The sequence below is a fragment of the Pseudomonas sp. Irchel s3h14 genome (assembly GCF_900187425.1).
Classification (GTDB): Bacteria; Pseudomonadota; Gammaproteobacteria; order Pseudomonadales; family Pseudomonadaceae; genus Aquipseudomonas.
Genome location: NZ_FYDJ01000007.1, coordinates 250,112 through 273,019 on the forward strand (window position 1 = coordinate 250,112; position 22,908 = coordinate 273,019).

The following is a 22,908-nucleotide window of genomic DNA, read 5'->3' on the forward strand; positions in this document are numbered from 1 at the left end:
GCGTCAGGAATCGCTGGATAAGCTTGTGTATTTGTTGAATATTTCCTCACCATAGTCGCTATGGTCGGGCTCAATGCTCGCGTCGATCACGGGTTGGCAATGCCGAGCTTCTGCGCCACTTTCAGGCACTGTCTTGCGCTGAGCTTTTGAAGCCGTGACCCTAAGCGACGATTAGTTCAGCATGTTGTCAATTGTGGCGTTAGGAATACTCTTTATGGCCAGTTCCAGTTCATCCCAGTCGATGCAAGACTTCAGTCAAAACTTGCGCCTTCTCTGCGGATATTATAAGTCGGTGGCGAAGGTGTGCCGCTCCCTTGATATCAACCGCCAGCAGTTCAACAAATACTTGGGGGCGCAAGCGACTCCCTCGTCCTTTACCCTGCGCAAGATCTGCACTTTTTTTGGGGTGGATGAGGAGGAAATATTCTCCGAGCATGAATCCTTCCGCGCTCTGCTCAACAGGCAACGCACGGCGCGAGAGTCGGACAGTGCAGTACCGGCCGATTTTTTTCCGAGCTCCGCGCAGGAGTTGTCGAAGTACCAGGGTTACTACTTTGTCTATTTGATGTCGCCTTCTGCGCCGGGGGAGGTGATCAAGTCGATTACCCGCTTGACCCGCTCCGGCGAAAAGATCCTGAGTAAAACCTACGAGCGGATGAGGTTGGGCGATGATCAGTTGAAGAGTTTCGGCATCAATAAATATCGTGGGTTCTGCTTTGCCTCATCGGATCTGATTTACATCGTCGAGCGAGAGTACCTCTCGTCCCGGGGCTATATCTGGTCGGCGATTTATCCCTCCTACCGCAGTCGTTTCCGTTTTCTCAACGGCTTGGTACTCGGCGTTTCGGGTGACAATTTCCGCCGTCCTTTTGGTGCCCATATTGTATTTGAGCACCTAGGCGAGTCGATCGACCTGCGTAACGCTCTCACCAGTTGCAGCTGTTTTCCGATTGATGCCCCTGAGATTCCCGTCGAAGTGAGGGCGCGGCTGCTGGTACATCCACCAGAAGGTGAGTTCAACCTTGTCCCTCCGCTGTTTTAGTCTTTTTTTAAAATAGACGCTAGGTGACGCTTCAGGGCGTCACCTGGCGTTTTTTTATTCGTGCTCGCGAAATTGAGCTGGCGGTGCGTCAGATCAATAATGCCATACACCACTTAAAAGTCAGTTTCGTTAACGGCCAATCACATCATTCGTTCCGGTTGAATGAGTGCCTGTTTCTACAAGTGATCCGCTGCGCCCACCATAAAAATAAGAGGAACACCGATGAAGTTAAAAAGTACATTAATGGCGGGGTTGATGGCGCTGTCCGTTACCGCGCCGTTGACCAGTGGTTTGGTGTATGCGGCAAACAATACCTTGGTTGTCGCTGATCGAGCCTCTTTCAAGGATTGGGATCCTGCCTCGGCTTTTTCGGAGGAAGTGCGGGTACTGGGCAATATCTACGAGACACTAGTGGTATACAACGCGCCAGGCAGTGCTGAGGAGTTTTCCCCCAGGCTCGCCACGTCCTGGGAAAGCAGCGACAACGGCAAGACCTGGACCTTCAAGCTGCGGCACGGCGTTAAATTTCATGACGGTTCGGCCTTTAATGCTGCAGCGGTCAAAAAGTCCATTGATTACGTCAAGCAGCTGAAACAGGGCGCTGCATTTGTATGGAACGGTCTGGATACCGTCGAGGCCCTCGCTGACGATACGGTAGTGCTCAAGTTTAAGAGTCCCACTCCAGCCAATCTGATCGCGGCAGGCCAGTATGCCGCTTACATCATTGCCCCGGCGGCGGCGGAGAAAGGGCATGACTGGATGATGGCTCCCAACGCCATCGGTACCGGTCCCTATAAGCTTGGGCAGGTCGAACAGGGCCAGCAAGTGGTGCTTGAGCGATTCGATGGCTACTGGGGAGGTTGGAAAGAAGGGCAATTTGATCGGGTCATCGTGAAGGTCGTGTCCGAAGCCTCCACCCGTACTCAGATGATCAAAAATGGCGAGGCCGGTGTCGCCTGGGATATCCCTCTTGATCAACTCAAGGTGTTGGGAGAGGACCCCTCCATCAAGGTGAGCACCGCGCCTTCGTGGAAGAACTTCCAATTTTTGATCAATACCCAGAAGTACCCTACGAACAACCTGGCATTTCGTCAGGCGCTGCAATACCTCTGGGACTATGAAAGTGTCACCAAAGATATTTTGCATGGCTACGGCAGTGTTCCCAAGGGGCCTTTGCCCACCAGTATCTGGGGGCATGCCAGCGTGCCTATGGCCTCTTACGATCTGGATAAAGCCCGGCAATTGTTGGAAGCCTCCGGTGTACCTAAGCAGGACTGGAAGGTCTCGATGCAGTACATCAGTGGCATCTATGCAAACGCTGCAGAACTATTCCAGGCGACGGCGTCTCAGGTTGGCGTTGAGGTGGAGTTACTCCCCGGCGAGTGGGGTGTGATCTGGGATAAGGCAAAGAAGCTGGATACCGCTCCCAACATGCAATCTATGGCTTGGTGGCCGACGTATCCGACACCCAGCGATTGGCTTTTCAGTGAGTTCCATACAGAGAAAACCACGCTATTCAATCTGTCTCACTACAGCAACCCAAGCTTTGATCAGTTGATCGAAGAGGCGGCGGCGCTAGAAGGCAGTGATCGGGCCAAATCCACTGAAAAGTACGTGCAGGCCCAGCAGCTACTGGCCAAGGACGCTCCTGCGATCTGGTACGCCGACGTGCAGCAGATACGCGTCTCCCGCAAAGACATTAAGGGTATGGAAAAGAGCCTGAATCCTGCTTATGAGGCGATTCTCTATTACAACTTGAATCGCTGAATGCTGAGTCGTCCTTGATGAAATTGTACCTGTAACGCCTGATTTGCCATGTAAATCGATAACCGGGCAGTTAGTTAATTTGCCTGGTTATTCCCTCAAGGGTTAACCCGCTTTTGGGATTTTTATGTTGGGCGTAAGAAGTCAGGGTCAAGTTTTTTAGCCACAAGGGGTATTCCAAATGGCGAAGTATATAGCTCAGCGATTGATAGTGATGTTCTTCATTCTTTTGGGAGTGTTGACCATCACCTTCGTTCTGAGCCGAGCTCTTCCGGGTTCCCCGGTAGAAATGATGCTGGGGAATCACCCCACGGTGGAGCAGATTGCCGTCGCACGGGAAAATCTGGGGTTGGATAAGCCTCTGCCGATCCAATACTTCAATTACATCGGCGATCTTCTCCGAGGTGATTTTGGCACTAGTCTGCGCACCGGGCGGCCGGTGGTGGAGGAAGTGGTCAGGCGGGTTGGCGCGACTTTTGAACTGACATTCCTGGCGATGTTCTGGGTGGTGGTGCTGGGGGTGCCGATCGGTGTCATCTCAGCGGCGCGGCAGAACTCTGTGGTCGACAATGTGGCACGAGCGGGGTCTATCGCCGGGACGGCGTTTCCAGTGTTCATCCTGGCCATGGGCTTGCAGTTGGTGTTCTACGGCAAGCTCAACTGGCTGCCCCTGCAAGGACGTATCGATGCTTCCATTCTTCTCGATAGCCCTTTTGAGCGTGTGACAGGCTTTTACCTGATTGACACTCTGCTGGCCGGTAATTTCGTAGCACTGTGGAGCGCCATCAAACACCTGACGCTACCCGTGCTCACCCTGGTCATCGTGACCTTGGCCACTGTCACCCGGATCACCCGAAACATGATGGTGGAGGTGCTATCCGAGGAGTACATCCGTACCGCCGTTTCTTACGGTGTACCCAAGTGGCGTATCCATTACGCCTATGCCCTGAAGGCGACAATGATTCCGCTCCTGACAGTGGTGGGCCTGACCTTCGGTTACCTGCTCGGTGGTGCGGTAGTCGTTGAGTTCATTTTCGATTGGCCTGGCCTGGGCGGCTTTGTGGTGTTTTCGATTGCCCAGAATGATTTCCCCGCTGTGATGGGAGCCACCCTGGTGCTGGCCACGACGTATCTGTCGATCAACCTGATCGTTGATCTCTTGTATCACCTTGTTGATCCGAGGTTGCGAGTCCAATGAGTATCCAAGACGTATCCCTGTCCATGCCCTCGCGAGCCCCATCATGGCGTATCAAGGCCCTGGCGTTTGCCAGCGATAACAAGTTGTTTGTATTCGGCGCGCTGTTATTGCTGCTGATCATCCTGGCGGCAGTCTTCGCCCCCTGGCTTGCACCTTATGAGCCGAACAAGATTGTCTTTTCCCAGAAATTGCTGGCACCCAACTGGGCACACTGGATGGGCACCGACGAGTTTGGTCGCGACATTCTTTCACGGGTGCTTTATGGCGCACGCACCTCGCTGATCATCGGAGTGAGCGTAACTCTGATTGCGATGCTGATCGGGATTCCGATTGGGCTTGTTTCCGGTTACTTCGGTGGTCGAGTTGATACGCTGTTGATGCGTTTCTCAGATGTGTTTCTGGCCTTTCCGCCGCTGTTGTTGCCGATCGCTATCACCGCGGCGCTGGGATCGGGATTGGCCAACGCCATGTTAGCGCTCGCTGTCTCTTGGTTTCCCTGGTACGCGAGGATCATGCGCGGTGCGGTAGTACGGGTTCGTTCAGAAACCTATATCCATGCCGCCCGTTCCATGGGCGTCAGTCACGGCCGTATCTTGCTTCGCCATGTTCTGCCCAATGCCACCACGCCTGTGATCGTGCAGGGCTCCATGGACTTTGGTTACACCATTCTCGCCGCTGCCTCGCTGAGCTTTATCGGGCTGGGGGCCAAGCCGCCCATGATCGAATGGGGGCTGATGGCCGCAGCGTCGCGCTCGCAGTTACTCGAGAATCCCTGGACGGTGCTGTTTCCCGGAGTGGCGATTTTTGTCCTGGTGCTGGCCGTAAACCTAGTAGGTGACGGGCTGCGCGATGTGCTTGATCCAAAGAAGGGGACGCGCTGATGATCGACGAATCCTTGCAATATTCTGCTATCGAGAGTCTCGCCGCTTCGAATAACGACGCAGCTCAAGACCTGGTGCTGGAAGTGGAAGGGCTGACGGTGTCCTTCCCTGGTTTGTTCAAGACCGTAAAGGCCGTACGCGGCATCGACCTTAAGGTAAGGCGCGGCGAGATCCTCGGGTTGGTGGGGGAGTCGGGCTCGGGCAAGTCTATGACGGCCATGTCCTGCCTTGGATTGATGCCTGAGGCCGCTCGGCTGGGAGGCAGTGTCAGGGTCGCCGGACAGCAGGTCAACGGCGCATCGGCGTCGCAGCTGGCGGTTTTGCGTGGCGGTGGCGCGGCGATGATCTTCCAGAATCCGATGAAGGCGCTCAACCCGTTCTTCACCATCGGGCGGCAGATGTTCGATGTCATCGGCTGCCATCGGCAACTGAGTAAGGCACAAATCCGCGCCGAGGCGCTGAGCTCGCTGGAAGCGGTGAGCATGCCCGACCCCCCTCTGGCGCTAGCCAAGTACCCGCACCAGATGTCTGGCGGTCAGTTGCAGCGAGTGGTGATTGCCATGGCGCTGGCCTGTCGGCCGAAACTGCTGATCGCCGATGAGCCGACCACGGCGCTGGACGTCACCGTGCAGGCGCAGATCATCGCTCTGCTGCGCAAGCTGGCACGGGAGCAGGACCTGGCGATTCTGTTTATCACCCACAACCTGGGGGTAGTGGCTTCGCTCTGTGACCGGGTGGCGGTGATGTATGCCGGCGAAGTGGTGGAGAGCGGTCCGGTGGGCGAGGTGTTCAAGCGACCTGCACACCCCTACACCCTGAAGTTGATGGGCACCGTGCCCAAGTTGGGGCAGGGACCCCAAGCCCTGGGCTTCATCCCGGGGCAGGTGCCGAACATGGCGGATCCCCCGGCTGGCTGTGCCTTCAACCCACGTTGTGAACGCGCCACCGGACGCTGCAATCACGCTGCGCCGAGGGTTGTCATCGGCAAGGAGCACTGGGCAGCTTGCCACAACATATTGGTCAAGGTGTGAGGCTTCTTTGAAAGGTAAACGGCTATGAATAACAACAAACAGCCCGCATTGTTGAGCGTCAATCAGTTGCACAAGACCTACGCCAGCCGCGATGGCCTGGTGACGGCCATTGACCACATCAGCCTGGAGGTGCAGGTCGGTGAGACGGTCGCGCTGGTGGGGGAATCCGGTTGTGGCAAAAGTACGGTGGCCGCGACCTTGCTCGGTCTGCTGCCAGCCGATAGTGGGCAAATTCTGGTCGAAGGTCGGCCGCTGCCCACTGATGCCAGGGCGCGGGGCAGGAGCTTGAGTATGGTGTTCCAGAACCCGTACGCCTCGCTGAACCCGAAAATGACGATCAAGGCGATTGTTGCCGAGCCGCTGAAGGTTGCCTTTGGTTTGCGCGGTAGCGCCTTGCACGCGCGCATTCTCGCGCTGCTGGGAAATGTAGGGATGGGCGAGGAGCACATGGAGCGCTACCCCCATGAATTCTCCGGTGGCCAGTTGCAGCGTATCGCTATCGCCCGGGCCCTGGCGCTGGAGTCAAAACTGCTGATCCTCGATGAGCCTACGGCGGCGCTCGACGTGTCGGTCCAGGCCCAGGTGCTGCAACTGCTCAAGACGCTGCAGACCGACAATGGCCTGAGCTACCTGTTTATCAGCCACGACCTTGCGACGGTCGAGTATCTGGCGCAGCAGGTGCTGGTGATGTACTTGGGGCGCATCGTCGAGGCCGGGCCGGTGGAGCAGGTGTTCGGCCGACCGCGTCATCCCTACACGCGTGCGCTGCTCAATTCAGTGCCCTCCATCGACCCGGAGCGCCGTGACCAGTTGCAAATCCTGAGTGGCGAGATCCCCAGCCCCTTGAATCGGCCTGCCGGGTGCCACTTCGCGCCCCGTTGCCCGCGGGCCACTGAACGTTGTCGCCGAGAGGTGCCAGCCGAGACCCAGGATCACGGCCACCGCTTTTCTTGCCACCACCCTCTGAACGATGAGAGCTGAACCCCTATGTACAATAAAAAAGACATGACCGCTCCCGGCATTGGTTATCAGGACCTAAGTTTGATGCAGGGCTATCCGCCGTCCCGGGAAAAGCAAGTCGGCCTGCATAATTGGGACAGTCCGCCCTATAACCGCTGGTCGTTCCAGCACATGAGCCAGTTGTTTCCGGTGGCCGCTATTCATCGTAGTCCCGGGCCGGTCACCGAACTCGAGCGCAACGAACGCTCACTGGACGACGTACGTTTCCAGCGGGTCGACGGCGGACAAACCGATCTGGCGACTTTCTTGACCGATAGCTACACCGATGGTTTTTTAGTGCTCCACCGAGGCAAGGTGGTTTCGGAGCAGTATTTCAACGGTATGCAGCCGCACACGTTGCATCTGTTGCAATCGGTATCCAAGACCGTCGTCGGTAGCCTGGTCGGCAGATTGATCGGCCAGGGCAGAATCGATCCCCAAGCGCGTGTCAGCGACTATGTGCCCGAGCTTTCGGCAAGCGGTTATGGCGACGCCCGGGTACAGGATCTTCTGGATATGCGCACGGGAGTGAGATTCAGGGAGGACTACACCGATCCGGATGCTGAATTCATCCAGTTGGATATCGCCTCCGGTTGGCGTGAACGGGGAGAGCTAAAGTCGCCTGACAGCATTTATGGTTTGTTGAAGTCGCTGAGTAAAGATCGTGAACATGGCCAGTTCTTTGAGTATCGCTCAGTGGATACCGACGTGTTGGCCTGGGTCTGTGAGCGGGCCTGCGGCGAGCGGCTCCCCGTTTTACTGAGCCGGGAGATCTGGTCAAGACTGGGGGCAGAACAAGACGCGAATATCACCCTCGATTGCGTTGGAACGGCATTGGCCGATGGCGGGATGAGCGCCACGCTGCGTGATCTGGGGCGCTTTGCCCAGATGTATCTGCAGGGGGGACGTTTCAACGGCCAACAGATTGTTCCAGAGGAATTTGTGCGCGCATGCGGCCGTGGTTCCACACCGGCTTTTGAAGTCCTCTATGGCTTCTATGTCAAACACTTTCCTAACGGCGCCTATAGCAATCAGTGCTGGGTGCTGGACAGTGAACAGGGTACCTATTCGGCGCGCGGAGTATTTGGGCAGAGTATCTATTGGGATCCGGCTTCTGAAGTGACAATCGTAAAACTTTCCAGTTGGCCGGACTTTATCAATGCAGAGTGGACGTTGAATACCTTCCGTGCTTGTGCCGCTGTGGTTGAAGAACTGCAACGCAGCTGACGCGGGAGTGTGAATGACCGCGGCTTGTCAGGCACTTCCCAGCCTTGGTGAAGAGGTGCCATGTGCAGGCTCGGCATAGCTACACCCAGACCCGGCTGACCGCCGGCGGCTGACCCTCCCGGCCCTAACTTGGACGCTGTTTGCAGCCTTCGTTCTGGTGGGCCCTACCCCTTTCATCCAGACCGCGCTTTTGCCGTGGCCGGGATGAGTGTTGCCAACAATAAAATAAACAAGAGACGGAGCGACCATGAACTTGAACACCACCCGGGCCTTGCGCTCATTGACCGCGCTGGCGCTGTTGGGGGCCCTTTCCACCCCAGCGATGGCGATCCAGGTCACCGACAACCTCAATCTCGGCGGTGCCGTCCGGGCGCGTTGGGACTATGACCCGGATCGCGACATCCAGAAGTTCAACTTCGACACCGCGATCCTCAACGCCAAGTACAACTCCGACACCTGGATCGGCGAGGCCCAGTACCGTTTCTACGGTCGAGCCTACCCTTACAACTACACAAAGCATGTCGGTGACGTCCAGTTCGCCGAATTGGCGTGGATCGGCTACAAGTTCAACCCCGACCAGCAGGTCCAAGTCGGCCTGAACCAACTGCCGTTCGGTTTGCAGCCGTACTTCGGCAGCACGTTCTACCAAACCCTGGGCAGCGTCATGGGACTGGAAGACGTGGAAGAAGTCGGCGCCAAGTACATCCAGCAAAGCGGCGACTGGAATATTCAGGCCGGTTACTACCTGCGCCCCGCTTGGCAGGGTAAAGGCACTAGCAATGGTGAAACCTACTCCACCGTGGTCTCCGAAGCGGACAGCTATGTCATCGACGGCAGCAACAACCAGGAACGCAACACAGTGGTCCTTCGGGTGGCCAAGGCGCTGGACCTGGGACCGTGGAAGTCCGAAGTCGGGATCTCCGGCCTGACCTCGTCCCTGGAGAACCGCGACACCAACAACGATGGCCGGCGCAATGCCATGGCGGTGCACTACATCGGCAAGAACGGCCCATGGGGCGTGCAACTGCAAGCCGCGCGACAGCAGATGTCCCCGCGCAACCCCGGCACCGATGAACTGGTGACTTTCGGCAGTTACGACGCCACCTTCAACGTCGCCAGTCGCGGCAACTTGTACGTGGCGGATGTAAGCTATGACGTCAGCGGCAAGTATCTGTTCGATCAGATCAGCGGTGTGAAGCTGTACGCCAACTACAGCGCCTTCGATAAATCCGCGGACGATTTCAAGACCTCGCAACGGATGATTTTCGGCACCTCGTTCTCCCTCAGCAAACTGTGGATCGCCACGGAATGGTTGTACGGCAAGAATGATCCGGTCATCGGTGGCGGCAGCCTCACCCAGAGTCTGGGGGCTGGTGGTAGTAATCAGTGGGAAAACCAGTTGTACATGAACATCGGTTATTACTTCTGATCCGGATTTTTTGGCAACAGCCCTAAAGTCCTCTTCGCGAGCGGGCTCGCCCACAGGTTTAGCGCATAACCTGTGGACGAGCCTGAACTGGTCAAGTAAGTCCGGACACCGATTACGGTGTTTATGCCGCTTTTTACTCCATGGCTATTGGCGACAGGTAGTTGTTGTAGCTGTGGAGCCTGGTGCGGTTGCCTGGGTATTTAATTTGGGTTCTACACGGCCCTTGGTTTAACGAATCCTCTCTCACTTCGAGGCAAAATCATGACGGATTTGCTTGCACAAAAAGATGTTGAAAATCACCTCCATCCTTATACGGATGCTCGACTTCATGAAGCGGATGGCCCCCTCATTATCGAGCGTGGAGAAGGAGTTCATGTATATGACAACCAGAATAAGCGATACATCGAGGCGATGTCAGGGCTATGGAGTGTAGCGCTTGGTTTCAGCAACCAACGGCTGATCGAGGCTGCCGAAAAGCAACTACGTACACTACCGTTCTATCATGTGTTTTCCAGCAAGGCACACCGCCCCAGCATTGAGCTCGCCGAAAAATTGGTGGAGATGGCTCCGGTGCCGATGAGCAAGGTGTTTTTCACCAACTCCGGCTCTGAGGCAAACGACACGGTAGTTAAGCTTTTGTGGTACCGGAACAATGCTCTGGGGAAGCCCGCCAAGAAAAAGTTCATCAGTCGGCAGAACGCATATCACGGTACCACTACCGTAAGTGCGAGCCTCACTGGGCTGCCGGCAAATCAGCGCGGTTTTGACGTTCCCCTGCCGGGCTTCCTGCATGTCAGCTGCCCGCACTTTTACCGATATGGTCGAGCGGGTGAAACAGAAGAACAGTTCGCCGATCGCCTCGCCCGAGAACTGGATGATCTGATCATAAAGGAAGGCCCTGAGACGGTCGCAGCGTTTTATGGCGAACCGCTGATGGGAGCGGGGGGTGTGATCGTTCCGCCGAAAACCTACTGGGAAAAGATCCAGAAGGTGTGCCGCAAGCATGACGTCTTGATTGTCGCGGACGAGGTCATCTGCGGTTTCGGTCGAACCGGCAATATGTTCGGTTGCGAAACCTTTGATATCAAACCAGACGTCATGGTGGTATCCAAACAGCTGTCGTCCTCCTATCAGCCCATTGCAGCCATATTGATTAACGATGCCGTTTACCAAGGTATTGCCGATCAGAGCCATTCGATTGGCACCTTAGGTCATGGCTTCACTGGTAGCGGGCACCCGGTAGCTACTGCAGTCGCCCTGGAGAATCTTAAAATTATCGAAGAGGAGGGCCTGGTTCAGCATGCTGCTGAAATGGGGATTATCCTTCGCAAAGGGCTTCAGCAGTTTGCTGATCATCCAATGGTTGGCGAGGTTCGTGGTGTGGGGTTGATTGCTGCCGTTGAGTTGGTAGCCGACCGGCACACAAAAGAGCCTTTTGAGGCTGTTGGCAGACTCGGGCGGTATCTGTCCTCTCAGACCCAGGAGCGTGGAATGATCAACCGAGTCATGGGAGATGCATTGGCATTCTGTCCTCCGTTAATCTCAACGGAGAAGGATATCAATGAAATCCTTGGAGTTTTTGCGGCTTCTTTGGATGCGACACAGCACTGGTACCTCAAACACACTGCACAGTAGTTAACGCCACTCACTACAGGCAGAGCCTGAATGCGGAGTCTTCCGGCCTGCCGCTTCGTACTCGCTTTAGGACTCGTCTCGAATTGGTCCTACGCAATTGATACCGTCGGCCGGACGACTGCTCTTCCGAGTGGCTGTAGGTAGAGCTCGCTAGCATGGCTTGGAGTCATCTTTTTTTGCTCTTGATACACCCTGAAAACAAGTCCAGAATTGAGTCCATTCCTGCTTCAGGAATAAAAGAAACCCCTTATATTTCAATGAGTCGGATACCGGATGCGAATCTCGTTTCCCGCTCCAATTATTGCTCTACAGGCTTCCATTGAAGTCTGTAGAAATTGAAAAAAGAGGCTTCGGCCTCTTTTTTCGTTTCTGTAAGTTCCACTCGAAAGCACTGCCATCCACGTTTTTTTAGTACATTTTTTAGTACATTAATCCGGCGCTTGGTAGATCGCTTTTTCGTGGTACTCGCCTCACTGGAAACCGTACAAATTTCCTCAGCCATACGAGACGGAGATTGTACGATAGCCCTCACCGATACTGCAGTCCGGCACGCCAAACCCTGTGCCAAGGACTACATACTCCCCGGCTACGATGGCCTCGCTCTTTTTTCGTCGGAGACTGCCTTACGGTTTCCAGATATCGACGTCTGATCGCCGCACTGAAAAAAGCCGGACTGGAGCTTTCCGACATACAACCTGCCTACCTGTCGCCTGCCGATGGCCGAGCTGCATTCGAGAACAACAAGGTCGACGCCTGGGTCACGTGGGACCCCTTCCTCACCGGCGTGCAACGTCAAGTGCAGGCTGCTTTTTTAGAATCAGGAGGATTCATGTTTACAGCGACACTGATTTACCTCATGGCGGTCATCAGCCCCGGCCCGAACTTCATTATTGTCAGCCGTTTTTCATCACTCAACTCGGTGACCGCCGGTTTCGGCGCTACATTGGGGATCTGCACTGTGGGGGTAATGTTTTCAACCCTGTCGCTGCTGGGACTTGCCGCGCTGCTGGCGCAATATCCCGGTTTTTCCGATGTCGCCACACTGTGCGGTTCCGCGTATTTGCTGTACATCGCCTATGTGATTATCAAGAGCGTGCTTCACAAGGGCGCGGGCGGCAACAGCGGCACGCCTCAGGCAATCGGGGGATTCTTCGAAGGTTACAAAGTGGGGGTAATCACCAATATCAGCAACATGAAAACCATTGCCTTCATGGTCAGTATCTATGCCGGTTTCCTGTCTTCGCCTCGTACCTCCACCGATAAGGTTCTGGTGGTGCTGTTGTGTTCGACGCTGGAGTTGATCTGGTATTCAACGGTGGCCTTGCTGTTCGGACAAGGTCGGGTCAAGGCGCTGTTTTTGAAATACACGCGCCAGATCGACATGGGGCTGGCTGTCTTCCTGGTGGGGTTTTCGTTGAACAATGCCATCCCTGTCTTCATCGGCAGCCACTGAGGGAGGCCTTATGCAGTGGAAGGACATTTGCAAGGAAGTGGCTGTCAGTTACAAGCACAGGAGCTGGATACTGGTGCGCACCCCAAAGTCGGTGGCCGATTGCGTAGGTTTGCCTGTTGAGTCAGGTCCTCCCTGGATAACGGGTTTCCATCACGATTGACAGCGCGTCGGGGCGCCAGAATTCCTGGTCGAACTCCACGGCCTGGTCCTCTTCGCCGAAGTTCAGGCGCTCCAGGTAGACGCTGGTCGAGCCTGGGGAAAGCTGCAGCAGTTCTGCTTGATCCTCGTTGACGGTGCCGATGTGCATCTCCAGCTCGCAGCGCGATTGCACCCGCGAAAAGCGCTCGCGCAGGACCCGAGTCAGGGAGGTGTTCAAGTCAGCGTCGAGCAAGCCCGGACACCAGCTCGCCAGCAGTGCGTTGAACTCCAGCAGCACTGGGCGCCGATCAATCCAGCGTCGACGCTGGAGGAAAAATACCGGCTCATCTTCCGAACTCAGGCTCATGCGCCTGGCCAGCCAGGCGCCGGCAGGGCGCAGTTCGGCCTGCAGACATTCGGTTCGCGGTGTACGTCCCTGGGCACTGACGTAGTCCATGAAGCCGCTGATCCGCGTGGGGTCGTATCGGATTCGCTGCGGGCTGACGAACCAGCCGCGACGGTTTTCCCGGTACACCAGGCCTTCGGCTTCCAGTTGTTGCAGCGCTTGGCGCAGCGTGACCCGGGTGCAGCCGAAGCGTTCGATCATTTCCCGCTCGGAGGGGAATTTTTCATCGGCCTGGGGCGTACCTGTAGCGATGTCGTTGGCGATCTGCTCGCGGATCCGCTGGTAGTGCGGTGAAAGAGGATCGAAAGGCATTCAGTATGGCGCCTGTTGGCGGATCGAGGAGGGTGATGGCGCCCGCGGACGCCATCGATTGGTTGCTTACACTAACGAATCGGATCGCCGGCCGTCGAGCCGTCTGCGAACGCGTCGATATCGGTGGCCGGCTGCTGTTCTTGGTGCGCCAGATCCTGTTGCCAGGCCCGCAGACCATACACCGCCAGCAGCACAAAGCCTGCATACAGCGCGGCCGTCAGGCGCAGGTCCTTGAACAGAAACAGGCCGACATACAGGCAATCGAGGACGATCCACAGCCACCAACTGACCACGTACTTGCGTGCCGCCCAGACACTGGCGACAAGGCTGAAGGCGGTCAGCAGCGCGTCGAACCAGGGCACTGCGGCGTCGGTGAAGCCGTACATCAGGGCTCCGAGCAATACGGCACCGATCGTGCCGAAAAGCAGGCCGAGTAGTCCCTCGCGCAAGGGCAGCCTGGCCACCCGGACCTTGCCATGGCTCAGGCCGCCCTGGCTCCAGCGCCACCAGCCGTAGCCTTGCAGCAGTGCGAAGATGCCCTGCAACAACGTGTCGGAGTAGAGCTTGGCCTGATAAAAAATCCAGGCATATAGCAACACCGCCAGCACACTGACCGGCCAGCACCAGCGGATGCGCCGGGCGGTCAGCCAGACGCCGAGGATGTTGAGCAGGACGGCGATGATTTCAAGATCGGACATGACGTGTTCCTCAACTGAAACGATAAGGGGAGCTATCAGAAGTTGATCGAGGCACTCAAGCGGGCGGTCAGTGGTGCACCCTGGAACAGGTAACCATCGCCCATGTATTCACCGGCGTCCCGCCAGTAGCGCTTATCGAATACGTTGTCCACGGTCAGTCGAAACACGGTGTCGTAACCGTCAATACGGGTGCTGTAGCGGCTGCCGACGTTGAAGATGGCGTAGGCGCCGGTCTGCACCTCGCCCTGACGATTGGCGTATTTGCTGCCGCTGTATTGCACGCCACCGAGCAGGGCCAGGCCGTCGATCCAGGGCAGGGCATAGTCGCCGTAGAGACTGGCACGCAGTGTCGGCACGTTGATCGCCTGATGACCTTCATAGGCCGGCGTACCGCTGTCACTGACCCGTGCACGGATCGCTGCGACACTGGCCGAAATCTGCAAGCGCTGGCTGGCCCAGCCATTGGCCGAGAGTTCCAGTCCGGTGTTTTTCTGTTCACCCTGCTGGGTGAAGGTGAATGTGCCGTCGTCATTCGGCCGGGAGTACTGGTACGCCTGGCGGATCTGAAACAGCGCTGCGGCCAGGCTGATACGTTGCCAGTCATACTTGATGCCCGCCTCGATCTGCCGGGACACGGTGGGCGCGAGGATTTCATAGGCGTTGGTGGTGAACCACGCCGCTTCGCCGCCCAGTGACAGGCCCTTGCTGTAACGGGTGTACAGCGACAGGTTTTCCACTGGCTTGTAGATCAGCGCGGCCTGGGGCAGGAACACATAGCGCTGGGTGTGTCGGGTGGTGTCGCCCTGGCTGTCGAAGGTCTCCTCATCCAGACGCACTTCGCGCCCGCCGAGCACGGTTTGCCATTGCTCGTTGAAGCTGATCCGGTCATTGAAGAACAGCCCGTATTGGCGGCTGTCCAGGCGTCGGTAGGAGTCGTTGAGTGGGCCGTCGTAGCGTGCAAAATCGGCTGGTTCGCTATTGATATTGGCGCTGCCGATCATCACGTTGATGGCGTCGCGTTTATCGACCACGCGGCGAAACGCACTGCTTCCTACACTCAGTTCGTGACCGAGGCGACCGGTGTCGAAGGCGCCAGTGAAGGCTGCCTGTACCTCGTCATTGCGGCGGGTATCGTCAGGGCTGCGGAAGTCGTAAATGTCATAGTCGCCTTCGGGGCTGAAGTAGTTGGGTATCGCCGCGCTGGCGCAACTGGCGGAGCCATAGCAACCCCAGGCGAACGAGCTGTAGTCATCGGTGACTACCCGGCTGCGCGATGCGCTGATGTTGCCTTTCCAGGAGTCGCTGAAGCGATATTCAAAGTTGCCGTTGAGGTTCAGTGCGTCGGTGGTGACGGGTTTCGAACCACTCTGATGTGCCAGCAGTTTTTTCGGCGAGGCGTGGTGCGGCAGGCGGGTGCCACCGAGTAATTGATAACCCGGTGCCGAGCGCTGTTCCTTGGTCTGGTACTCGACATCCAGTTGCAGCAGGGCATCGGGGCTGATGTTCCAGTCGAAGGCCAGGGAGGCGAAATCGCGCTGGCCATTGGTGTGTTCTACGTAGGAATGCAAATCCTCATGAGCCACGTTGGCGCGCAGTCCGAACTGTTGTTCGCTGCCGAAGAATCCTCCCACGTCCGTGGCCAGGTAACCGCTGCCGCGATCGTCAGTAGAGACGGTAACCGAGCGCACGTCGGTCGGCCGCTTGGTCACGTAGTTGACCAGTCCGCCTGGCTCCGAGACGCCGCTCTGCAAACCGGAAAGCCCCTTGAGCAATTCCACCGTTTGCTTGTTTTCCAGCCCGACGTTTTGCTCGCCGGTGATGGTCCGGCCATTGATCTTGTAGCTGCTGGCGGAGTTCAAAGAGAAGCCGCGCACGACGAAGTTTTCGTAATAGCCGACCGGCGCGTAGCTTTCACCTACCGAGGCATCGTTCTTCAGAACTTCGCTGAGCAGACGAGCCTGCTGATCCTTGATCAAGGCCTCGTTGATCACCGAAATCGATGCCGGCGTATCGAGCAATGGCGCCGCCTCGAAACCGCCGACCGAAGCGCTGCGGGCCTGATAGCCAGAGGTGTCTTCGCCTGTCACGGTCACCACCGGAAGTTCGGTGTCGGCGGCCTGCGCTGTATGCACCGTGTTGGCCAGCAGCAGGCCCAGGGTCAGAAGATTGAGCGTGAACCGTGGGGCGGACATTCCCTCGCGGGACGTCCGGTAAAGCATATCCATGAATACTCCTCGACGATTGCGATCCCTGGCCAGGCGAACACCGGGCACAGGTACCCAGGCGCGCTCCGGGAAAGAGCCGTGCTGTTAAGACAGGAAAAAGCGATGTGTGCCCTGAGGGCGTCAGGCCGGAGTTGCTCCGGTGGTCATTGGCAAGTTTGAATCCGCGGCCCACTCTTGAAGCGAGCCATCATACAAGAGGACGTTGTCGCGTCCGACCAATGTCAGCGCCAGGGCCACTGCGGCGGCTGAAATGCCGCCGCCGCAATAGAGCACCAGAGGTGCTGGCGTCTTGAGCAGTTCGTCACCCAGTTGGTTTTTCAGTTGCGTGCTCGGCAGGTATTTGCCCTGCGGGTCCAGCAGGTTACGGGCCGGCAGATTTAGGCTGCCGGGAATATGCCCGCGTCGGGCGTAGCGGCTTGGGGCGGCGCCGCTGAACAAGGCAGAGGATAAGGCGCAGACCAATAAACCCGGACGCTCGCCGGCCAGCACTGCCTGCACGCCCTCACGGTCGATCCAGAATCCGGGGCGTTGCTGCAACGGCAGTGGGGCCACGGGTACGGAGGATTCTTCACCCTGACGTTGCGGCAAACCGGCAGCACACCAGGCATTGAAACCGCCGTCCAACACCTGAGCCGCAATGCCCACGCTGCGTAGCATCCACCACAGACGTGCGGCCCAGAAGCCGTCGGCGCGGTCATAAATCACGATGTGGCTGTCGGCACCGATGCCCAGTCTGGCCAATGCGCTGGCGAACTGATCGGCGCGGGGCAGGGCAAAGCTGAATGGGGCTTGGGGCTGGGCCAGATCCTCCAGTAGATCGGTATGCAGCGCACCGGGTATATGGTTGTGGAACCAGACCTCACGGCCACTGGCCACGCGATAGTCCTGGTCGAAGCGCGGCGCCGGCAGTTCGACGCTGGCATCGAGGATCCGCAGATCCGGATCGGCCAAGCGTTTGGCCAGCGCTTCGGGGCTGATCAGGATGGCGTTTATGGTGGCGGTCATGATCCAGAACTCCGGGTTGAGGCAAGGCGCCGTAAATGGTCGAGCAGGCACTGGCCCGGGTCAGTGGAAAACCAGCGCGTGTGACCGAGCAAGTAGGCGTGGTACGCCACGTCGGCACTGGCGGTGGAACCCACCACGCCCTGGAAATAGGTAATTTCGGACAGGGCGAAATCTACATGCACCAATGGCAGCAGCGCGGCCAGTGTCAGCAGGTCGGCCGAGGACAAGGGTTTTACGCTGGCATAGCCATCCAGCAAGGCATCGATGTCATCTAGCGCCGCCCGGGCACTGCCGCCGCTATCCAGCTCCAGCCAGGGAATGCCATTGCGCTCGATGGCTGTGGCCAGGTCGAAGAGGGCGAATGTGCGGTCCGCCAGGCCGAAGTCCAGCACATAACTCACCCCCGCATCGGCAGCCCTTGAACTCCAGAGCAGATTGGAGCCGTGCCAGTCGTTGTGGGTCCATAAACCGGGCTGCTGACCAAGCAGCGGTTGCAACTGGCGATGCCACGGCAGTAGCAACGGCAGCAATTCCCCGCGCCAGTCGTGCTGACTCATGTAGTCGGTCAGTGCGGGGTCCAGGCGTATGGCCGTTTGCAAACTGGCACCCAGGTCCTGATGGGTGCAGAGCTTGAAGTTCGCCAGAAGCACCGGGGTGTGGCGTGGTGCGGCCTGATAGTCCTCGGCGGCGAGGTGCAATCGGGCCAGGGACGCGCCGGCGGACCAGGCTTGCTGCTGAGTGAAAAACGGTGTCCACGACAGCGACTCTCGATACAGATCCTGACCTTCGGCCAGGGTATGCACCTCATACGTCCATTCGCCCTGGGCGACCGCCGTTTCGCCGTTGCGGTCGGCCAACACCTGACTCACCGGCACACCACGCTGATGCAAATGCGCCATGAACCGATGCTCCTCGCTCAGCCAGGCGGGTGTCCGAACTCGCTGATGGTGGCGTTTAATGAACACCGTTGCGGCGCGGGTCTGTACCAGGCTGGCCGCCGAAAATGGTCGTGGGCTATGCCAATTGAGGCTGAGCGGCGCCCCGAGTTGCGGGTAGCCGAGCAGCAGCTGTTCGACGTCGCGGGTATCCAGCGGCGGCCAGTCCGCAGCCACCGGTTCGAGGCTCAAACCGTGCGCCATCAGACCGACTCCGGCAAGTAGGCGTTACTGGTTGCCTGACGCCATGCTTCGGCATCGTCGAGCACACCGTTGTCTTGCAGCCAGTGAGCGTAAGGCTTGAGCAACTCATCCCGTTGCCGCCCCCAGGCGCCTTCGTGCAACCAGGTCGGCGCGATCTTTTGCAGCGATTCCGCCAGCAGTTCGCGGGGGAAATAAGGGGTGACAGTCTCATAGGCTTGCAAGGCGCTCGCGGGATCGGCAGCGGCGGCCAGGTACCCACGGGCGGTGGCGGCGAGAAAGGCGCGGGTCAGTTCGGGTTGCGTTTCCAGGGTCTGCTCATGGGCGCCCAGCAGGTAACTGTGATACGCCGGTGCTCCGAGGTCATCGACCGGCCAGACCACGCGCCGCTCGGCTTCGACCGGGCTGGTCATGAGCGCTTCCCAGGCCCAGTAGCCACCAAAACTCGCATCGGCGATACCGGCGGCCAGTTGCTCGGGTCGCAGTTCGCGGGTGCCACTGTCCACCAGGATCAGCGCATCGGGATCACCACCATCAACCCGCACCAAATGCCGGACCATGGCCAGGCCGCGAGGGGTGGGGTTCAGCGCCAGGCGCCGACCGGCCAGGTCCCGTGGCCGCTGGATGCCCGAATCGGTAAGGGTCTGGATCGACTCCAGGCCACGGTGGTTGATCGCTGCTACTCCCCGCAACGGTTGCCCCAGGCCGCGGCGTACGAGCAGTCGGTTGCTGGGGAACACGCCGAAATGCACAGCCCCGGACAGTAAATGATCCAGGGTGTCGCCGCGCCAGGGGTCATGCACCACCAACTCGACATCCAGCCCGGCCTCCTGGTACCAGCCACGTTCGCGGGCCAGATACAAACCCGCCGAATTCGGCCAGGGATGAAAGTACTCCAGCATTACCCTTACAGAAACCATCGCTATCGACTCCAGCCAACGTCGTGTATGGACGTCAGGCACCTGTGTTTGATTGCGGCGATTTATAACGGGGCAATCTGGTATATACCAATATCCTTTATTGCTATGGATATACCTGGAATGTTCGACGCGTGAGCAAAGCCACGCAGATCGTGGCTTCGCCAGGGGTCGTAAGTTTTGAGGGTTTGATCATGTCGCTCAGGGGGGGCGCTCATTGCGCTAATACCCGGCCAGGCGATCGGGGCGAGGGGAGGCCGGAAGAAGCAGAGAGAGATCAGAGCCGGCCGAGGGCGTAGGTGCTCGTGGTGCAAGGCGGGCGCCAGTGAAGGCGGATCGAAGGGATGAAGTACTACGGCCATGTACTAGTCGGCGAAGAATACCAACGCGCGCAATTCGATACTGCGCCGTGGGGGGGCATCACGTCGCGTAGAAGGGTCATCGAAAGCGGTGTGCGCGCCCGCTCTTGCCACACCGTCGGTGCGGGAATCGAATATTTTGAGCAGCAGCGCTTCTTCAGGTCGTAACTGGGGGTAGTAATACCAGCGATGAGTCGGGTTGGCGCGGACGGAGAAGGTTTCCCCGATCTTGTCGCGATACACCAGGTCGCTGGGCAGGAAGTCGGCAGGATCGATGGTGCTGGCATCGCACAGCGCTAACGGTGAGGTAAAGACCGGCCCCCCGATGGGGCGCCACAGATTGATGATTGCGAAACGTTTGAGCAACCGCTGCTCCGCTTCCTCCGGGGGCAAGTGATCGCGCACACGGCGTACGGCTGAACGCTCGGTCTGGTCGTTATGGACATAACGCACCGGTTCGCGCAGTCCAGAGGCCTCTCTGCCTGGCTGATCAACACGAATAGTGTGATCAAAGATAACGGTCTTGATGGCGCCGGTTTGCTCGCGAATCAGTGCGTCAGCCTCAGGGTAGTAGAGCAGGCGAACCTGCGTTTCGTCTTCCAGATCAGGCACTGTGCTGGGGTGCTCGACCTGCTCGAAGCCTTGCACATCGAGAGTGGCGGAAGTGGTGAGAAAGCGTGCGTTATGAATACTCACCCGGGTCGGCTGCAGGATTCCCGTGCGTTGCGGTTGGCCTTCGGGCTGCGCGAATGCGTAATTGACCGGACGGATGCCATTGTCCAACAGGTAGTTGAGCTCACCGATCACGGATACAGGTGCGATGTTTTGCTGATGGGGCCCCATAAAAATTCCTCGAGTCGATACGAGCGTTTCAGAATGATTCCTTGAATGGCCGCAAATCCAGTTCCTGAGTCCACGCGCTGCGCGGTTGTGAATGCAGATACCAATACGCTTCGGCGATATCCTCAAGCTGTAATGCGCCCTCAGCGCCTAGCTGCTCAAGGCGCTGCGGAGCATGGCTGCGTACGCGTTCGCCGTTGATGCTGCCATCGATCACCACGTGCGCGACGTGAACATTTTGCGGACCGAACTCACGGGCGAAGGACTGACTCAACGAGCGCAGCCCGGCCTTCGCCGCCGCAAACGCCGCGAACGGTGGCTTGCCCCTCAAAGAGGCCGTGGCCCCAGTGAACAGCAACGTGCCGCCACCGCTTTCAAGCAACGCACGGGTCGATTCTCTGGCAAACAAGAACCCGCCGAGGGTCGAAGCTCGCCAGGTTTGTTCGAAGAGGTCGGCGCTGAGTTCAAGGCTGGGGGATGAGACCGAGTTACCCACATTGAAGATCGCCACGCGCAGCTGACCAAACTCCCTGACAACTTTAATCGCAGCCAGGATGTCAGCTTCGCTGCCTGCGTCCGCTGGCAACGCCACCGCATTGCCGTCCTGTGCCTGGATGCTCTCGACGACGGCCTTGAGCTTGTCGGGGCTGCGACCACTCACCGCGACGGTATAGCCACCTTTGGCGAACCGTCGTGCCAGCGCCGCGCCTAATCCTTCGACAGCGCCGACCCCGTTTATCCAGACAACTTCTGCGGTTGACGACATGGCGCGATCCTTAAAGGGCGAGAGGGCACTTACTGTAACTTCCTATTTACATCGAGGATTAGAATTTTGGACGATAACGATAGATCGGATTAATTATTGTGATGACCGTGTAAGTACCGATTCACATGGGATGGTGCGCTCCATAAGTTCATGGGAGTTATGTTCATGAACAACTCGAAGTTCGCAGATTAGTTTGCTGCCCAGCGATGACAGAAGGGTTCACGAACAACATTCGTGACGGCCCCTCAATACCTATCCAGTCAAAAACACAGCCTCGCTACTCGCTTGAGGCGAGCCTAAGCTAATGCGAAAAAGATATTTATTACTGTTTTTTAAGATCGTTTAGCTTCAAGCAAGGCTTACAGATTCAGTTAAGACACATGGAGTGAAACATGGCGCACACACAGGACATCACGACCTTGCCGACATTGGACCTGTCACTGCTTGAGGGCACGGCGGCACAGCGTCAGGGGTTTCTTGACGCTTTGCGTCACGCCGCACGGGATGTGGGTTTTTTCTACCTGACAGGCCATGGCATCGACGGTGGTTTGTTGAAACAGGTGCAAGACCACGCCCGCCAATTCTTTGCCTTGCCGGACAGCGAAAAGGCAGCGGTCGGCATGATCAACTCACCGCACTTTCGCGGCTACAACCGCGCGGCTTCAGAGATCACACGCGGCAAGCCCGACCTGCGCGAACAGTTCGATCTGGGGGCCGAGCGGGACGTGTTGCCGCAGGATGAGCACAGCCCGTACTGGTCTCGTCTTCAAGGCCCCAATCAATGGCCGGCGGCGCTGCCTCAACTCAAGCCTTTGCTGCTGGATTGGCAGCAAGCCATGACCCGTATGTCGCTGCGTCTGCTGCGGGCCTTCGCTCAAGCGCTGTCACTGCCGCAGGACGCTTTCGATCAGTTGTACGGCGACAAGCCCAATGAGCACATCAAATTGATGCGTTATCCGGGGCAGGCACCCGATACCAGTAATCAAGGCGTCGGTGCACACAAGGATTCGGGGTTCCTGAGCTTCCTGCTGCAGGACCAGCAGGCCGGCCTGCAAGTCGAGATCGAGGAAGGGCGTTGGATCGATGCGCTGCCTCGGGACAACACCCTGGTGGTGAACATCGGTGAATTGCTGGAGCTCGCCACCAACGGTTATCTGCGCGCCACGGTGCATCGGGTGCTGTCGCCGCCCAAGGGCAGCGAGCGCCTGTCGATTGCGTTTTTCCTCGGCGCGCAACTGGACGCGGTGGTGCCGCTGTATCCCTTGCCCACGGCGCTGCTGCAGGAAGCGCGGGGCCCGGCCAGTGATCCGGACAATCCGTTGTTTCGTGACGTGGGCTGGAACTACCTCAAAGGTCGCCTGCGTTCCCATCCCGATGTAGCCCAACGTTTTTACGCCGATGCACTGATCCCCAAGGCGCTGAGCGCCTGAACCCATCAAGGACTACG

19 protein-coding genes and 1 pseudogene are annotated in these 22,908 nt (G+C 57.9%); 12 read left to right on the forward strand and 8 right to left on the reverse strand.

What is annotated here, in order from left to right:
* Window positions 1-214: 214 nt before the first annotated feature.
* The 11 genes and pseudogenes from CKW16_RS16460 to CKW16_RS16515 all read left to right on the forward strand — a co-directional run bounded on the left by CKW16_RS16460 (window position 215) and on the right by CKW16_RS16515 (window position 12,659).
* The gene (locus CKW16_RS16460) at window positions 215-1,042 is read left to right on the forward strand and encodes a helix-turn-helix transcriptional regulator (protein WP_095129299.1); all 828 of its coding nucleotides are present in this window, start codon (window positions 215-217) and stop codon (window positions 1,040-1,042) included.
* Between the two features lie 222 nt (window positions 1,043-1,264).
* Window positions 1,265-2,809 carry an ABC transporter substrate-binding protein gene (locus CKW16_RS16465; RefSeq protein WP_095129300.1) on the forward strand — a complete coding sequence of 515 codons (1,545 nt, stop codon included), beginning with the start codon at window positions 1,265-1,267 and terminating at the stop codon, window positions 2,807-2,809.
* 178 nt (window positions 2,810-2,987) lie between these two features.
* Window positions 2,988-4,004, forward strand: coding sequence for an ABC transporter permease (locus CKW16_RS16470; protein WP_024777129.1), 1,017 nt, complete (start codon window positions 2,988-2,990; stop codon window positions 4,002-4,004).
* Window positions 4,001-4,885 carry an ABC transporter permease gene (locus CKW16_RS16475; RefSeq protein WP_095129301.1) on the forward strand — a complete coding sequence of 295 codons (885 nt, stop codon included), beginning with the start codon at window positions 4,001-4,003 and terminating at the stop codon, window positions 4,883-4,885. The genes CKW16_RS16470 and CKW16_RS16475 overlap by 4 nt, the downstream gene beginning before the upstream one ends.
* Window positions 4,885-5,916 (forward strand): ABC transporter ATP-binding protein, encoded by a 1,032-nt coding sequence (locus CKW16_RS16480; RefSeq protein ID WP_095129302.1) that lies wholly within the window; start codon window positions 4,885-4,887, stop codon window positions 5,914-5,916. The genes CKW16_RS16475 and CKW16_RS16480 overlap by 1 nt, the downstream gene beginning before the upstream one ends.
* A gap of 24 nt (window positions 5,917-5,940) precedes the next feature.
* Window positions 5,941-6,897 carry an ABC transporter ATP-binding protein gene (locus CKW16_RS16485; RefSeq protein ID WP_095129303.1) on the forward strand — a complete coding sequence of 319 codons (957 nt, stop codon included), beginning with the start codon at window positions 5,941-5,943 and terminating at the stop codon, window positions 6,895-6,897.
* Window positions 6,898-6,903: 6 nt separating this feature from the next.
* Entirely contained in the window at window positions 6,904-8,142 is a 1,239-nt protein-coding gene (locus CKW16_RS16490; protein WP_095129304.1) for a serine hydrolase, read from the forward strand.
* A gap of 247 nt (window positions 8,143-8,389) precedes the next feature.
* Entirely contained in the window at window positions 8,390-9,571 is a 1,182-nt protein-coding gene (locus CKW16_RS16495; protein ID WP_095129305.1) for a hypothetical protein, read from the forward strand.
* Between the two features lie 261 nt (window positions 9,572-9,832).
* The gene (locus CKW16_RS16500) at window positions 9,833-11,206 is read left to right on the forward strand and encodes an aspartate aminotransferase family protein (RefSeq protein ID WP_095129306.1); all 1,374 of its coding nucleotides are present in this window, start codon (window positions 9,833-9,835) and stop codon (window positions 11,204-11,206) included.
* A gap of 646 nt (window positions 11,207-11,852) precedes the next feature.
* Window positions 11,853-12,062, forward strand: a pseudogene (locus tag CKW16_RS16510) (ABC transporter substrate-binding protein); the annotation flags it as partial.
* The gene (locus CKW16_RS16515; protein WP_256580514.1) at window positions 12,063-12,659 is read left to right on the forward strand and encodes a LysE family translocator; all 597 of its coding nucleotides are present in this window, start codon (window positions 12,063-12,065) and stop codon (window positions 12,657-12,659) included.
* 121 nt (window positions 12,660-12,780) lie between these two features.
* Here CKW16_RS16515 and CKW16_RS16520 read toward each other — a convergent pair whose 3' ends face one another.
* From CKW16_RS16520 to CKW16_RS16555, 8 genes are all read right to left on the reverse strand, one after another.
* Window positions 12,781-13,515 (reverse strand): UTRA domain-containing protein, encoded by a 735-nt coding sequence (locus tag CKW16_RS16520; protein WP_095129307.1) that lies wholly within the window; start codon window positions 13,513-13,515, stop codon window positions 12,781-12,783.
* Window positions 13,516-13,586: 71 nt separating this feature from the next.
* Window positions 13,587-14,213: a nicotinamide riboside transporter PnuC gene (gene pnuC / locus CKW16_RS16525; protein ID WP_095129308.1), complete on the reverse strand. Its 627-nt coding sequence runs from the start codon at window positions 14,211-14,213 to the stop codon at window positions 13,587-13,589.
* 35 nt (window positions 14,214-14,248) lie between these two features.
* Window positions 14,249-16,438 carry a TonB-dependent siderophore receptor gene (locus CKW16_RS16530; protein ID WP_095129309.1) on the reverse strand — a complete coding sequence of 730 codons (2,190 nt, stop codon included), beginning with the start codon at window positions 16,436-16,438 and terminating at the stop codon, window positions 14,249-14,251.
* Between the two features lie 120 nt (window positions 16,439-16,558).
* Window positions 16,559-17,443, reverse strand: a complete 885-nt coding sequence (locus tag CKW16_RS16535; RefSeq protein WP_095129310.1) for a sulfurtransferase — start codon at window positions 17,441-17,443, stop codon at window positions 16,559-16,561.
* A complete protein-coding gene (locus CKW16_RS16540) occupies window positions 17,440-18,582 on the reverse strand; it encodes a phosphotransferase enzyme family protein (RefSeq protein WP_095129311.1) in 1,143 nt (380 codons plus the stop codon). Before CKW16_RS16540 ends, CKW16_RS16535 begins: the two co-directional genes overlap by 4 nt.
* Window positions 18,582-19,499 carry an ABC transporter substrate-binding protein gene (locus CKW16_RS16545; protein WP_095129312.1) on the reverse strand — a complete coding sequence of 306 codons (918 nt, stop codon included), beginning with the start codon at window positions 19,497-19,499 and terminating at the stop codon, window positions 18,582-18,584. The genes CKW16_RS16540 and CKW16_RS16545 overlap by 1 nt, the downstream gene beginning before the upstream one ends.
* 362 nt (window positions 19,500-19,861) lie before the next feature.
* Window positions 19,862-20,698 carry a CmcJ/NvfI family oxidoreductase gene (locus CKW16_RS16550; RefSeq protein WP_095129313.1) on the reverse strand — a complete coding sequence of 279 codons (837 nt, stop codon included), beginning with the start codon at window positions 20,696-20,698 and terminating at the stop codon, window positions 19,862-19,864.
* Window positions 20,699-20,726: 28 nt separating this feature from the next.
* On the reverse strand, window positions 20,727-21,461 hold the full coding sequence (locus CKW16_RS16555) for an SDR family NAD(P)-dependent oxidoreductase (protein WP_095129314.1): 735 nt from the start codon (window positions 21,459-21,461) through the stop codon (window positions 20,727-20,729).
* Window positions 21,462-21,853: 392 nt separating this feature from the next.
* On the opposite strand from CKW16_RS16555, the gene CKW16_RS16560 reads away from it, so the two are divergent.
* The gene (locus tag CKW16_RS16560) at window positions 21,854-22,891 is read left to right on the forward strand and encodes an isopenicillin N synthase family oxygenase (protein WP_095129315.1); all 1,038 of its coding nucleotides are present in this window, start codon (window positions 21,854-21,856) and stop codon (window positions 22,889-22,891) included.
* Window positions 22,892-22,908 lie beyond the last annotated feature (17 nt).

Excerpts from the sequence above, each read along its gene's own strand:
- CKW16_RS16540 (WP_095129311.1), bottom strand. The coding sequence starts at position 18,582 with ATGGCGCACGGTTTGAGCCTCGAACCGGTGGCTGCGGACTGGCCGCCG.
- CKW16_RS16465 (WP_095129300.1), top strand. The coding sequence starts at position 1,265 with ATGAAGTTAAAAAGTACATTAATGGCGGGGTTGATGGCGCTGTCCGTT.
- CKW16_RS16485 (WP_095129303.1), top strand. The coding sequence starts at position 5,941 with ATGAATAACAACAAACAGCCCGCATTGTTGAGCGTCAATCAGTTGCAC.
- CKW16_RS16560 (WP_095129315.1), top strand. The coding sequence starts at position 21,854 with ATGGCGCACACACAGGACATCACGACCTTGCCGACATTGGACCTGTCA.
- CKW16_RS16520 (WP_095129307.1), bottom strand. The coding sequence starts at position 13,515 with ATGCCTTTCGATCCTCTTTCACCGCACTACCAGCGGATCCGCGAGCAG.
- CKW16_RS16470 (WP_024777129.1), top strand. The coding sequence starts at position 2,988 with ATGGCGAAGTATATAGCTCAGCGATTGATAGTGATGTTCTTCATTCTT.
- CKW16_RS16515 (WP_256580514.1), top strand. The coding sequence starts at position 12,063 with ATGGCGGTCATCAGCCCCGGCCCGAACTTCATTATTGTCAGCCGTTTT.
- CKW16_RS16480 (WP_095129302.1), top strand. The coding sequence starts at position 4,885 with ATGATCGACGAATCCTTGCAATATTCTGCTATCGAGAGTCTCGCCGCT.
- CKW16_RS16535 (WP_095129310.1), bottom strand. The coding sequence starts at position 17,443 with ATGACCGCCACCATAAACGCCATCCTGATCAGCCCCGAAGCGCTGGCC.
- CKW16_RS16495 (WP_095129305.1), top strand. The coding sequence starts at position 8,390 with ATGAACTTGAACACCACCCGGGCCTTGCGCTCATTGACCGCGCTGGCG.
- pnuC (WP_095129308.1), bottom strand. The coding sequence starts at position 14,213 with ATGTCCGATCTTGAAATCATCGCCGTCCTGCTCAACATCCTCGGCGTC.
- CKW16_RS16500 (WP_095129306.1), top strand. The coding sequence starts at position 9,833 with ATGACGGATTTGCTTGCACAAAAAGATGTTGAAAATCACCTCCATCCT.
- CKW16_RS16550 (WP_095129313.1), bottom strand. The coding sequence starts at position 20,698 with ATGGGGCCCCATCAGCAAAACATCGCACCTGTATCCGTGATCGGTGAG.
- CKW16_RS16460 (WP_095129299.1), top strand. The coding sequence starts at position 215 with ATGGCCAGTTCCAGTTCATCCCAGTCGATGCAAGACTTCAGTCAAAAC.
- CKW16_RS16555 (WP_095129314.1), bottom strand. The coding sequence starts at position 21,461 with ATGTCGTCAACCGCAGAAGTTGTCTGGATAAACGGGGTCGGCGCTGTC.
- CKW16_RS16475 (WP_095129301.1), top strand. The coding sequence starts at position 4,001 with ATGAGTATCCAAGACGTATCCCTGTCCATGCCCTCGCGAGCCCCATCA.
- CKW16_RS16490 (WP_095129304.1), top strand. The coding sequence starts at position 6,904 with ATGTACAATAAAAAAGACATGACCGCTCCCGGCATTGGTTATCAGGAC.
- CKW16_RS16530 (WP_095129309.1), bottom strand. The coding sequence starts at position 16,438 with ATGGATATGCTTTACCGGACGTCCCGCGAGGGAATGTCCGCCCCACGG.
- CKW16_RS16545 (WP_095129312.1), bottom strand. The coding sequence starts at position 19,499 with ATGGTTTCTGTAAGGGTAATGCTGGAGTACTTTCATCCCTGGCCGAAT.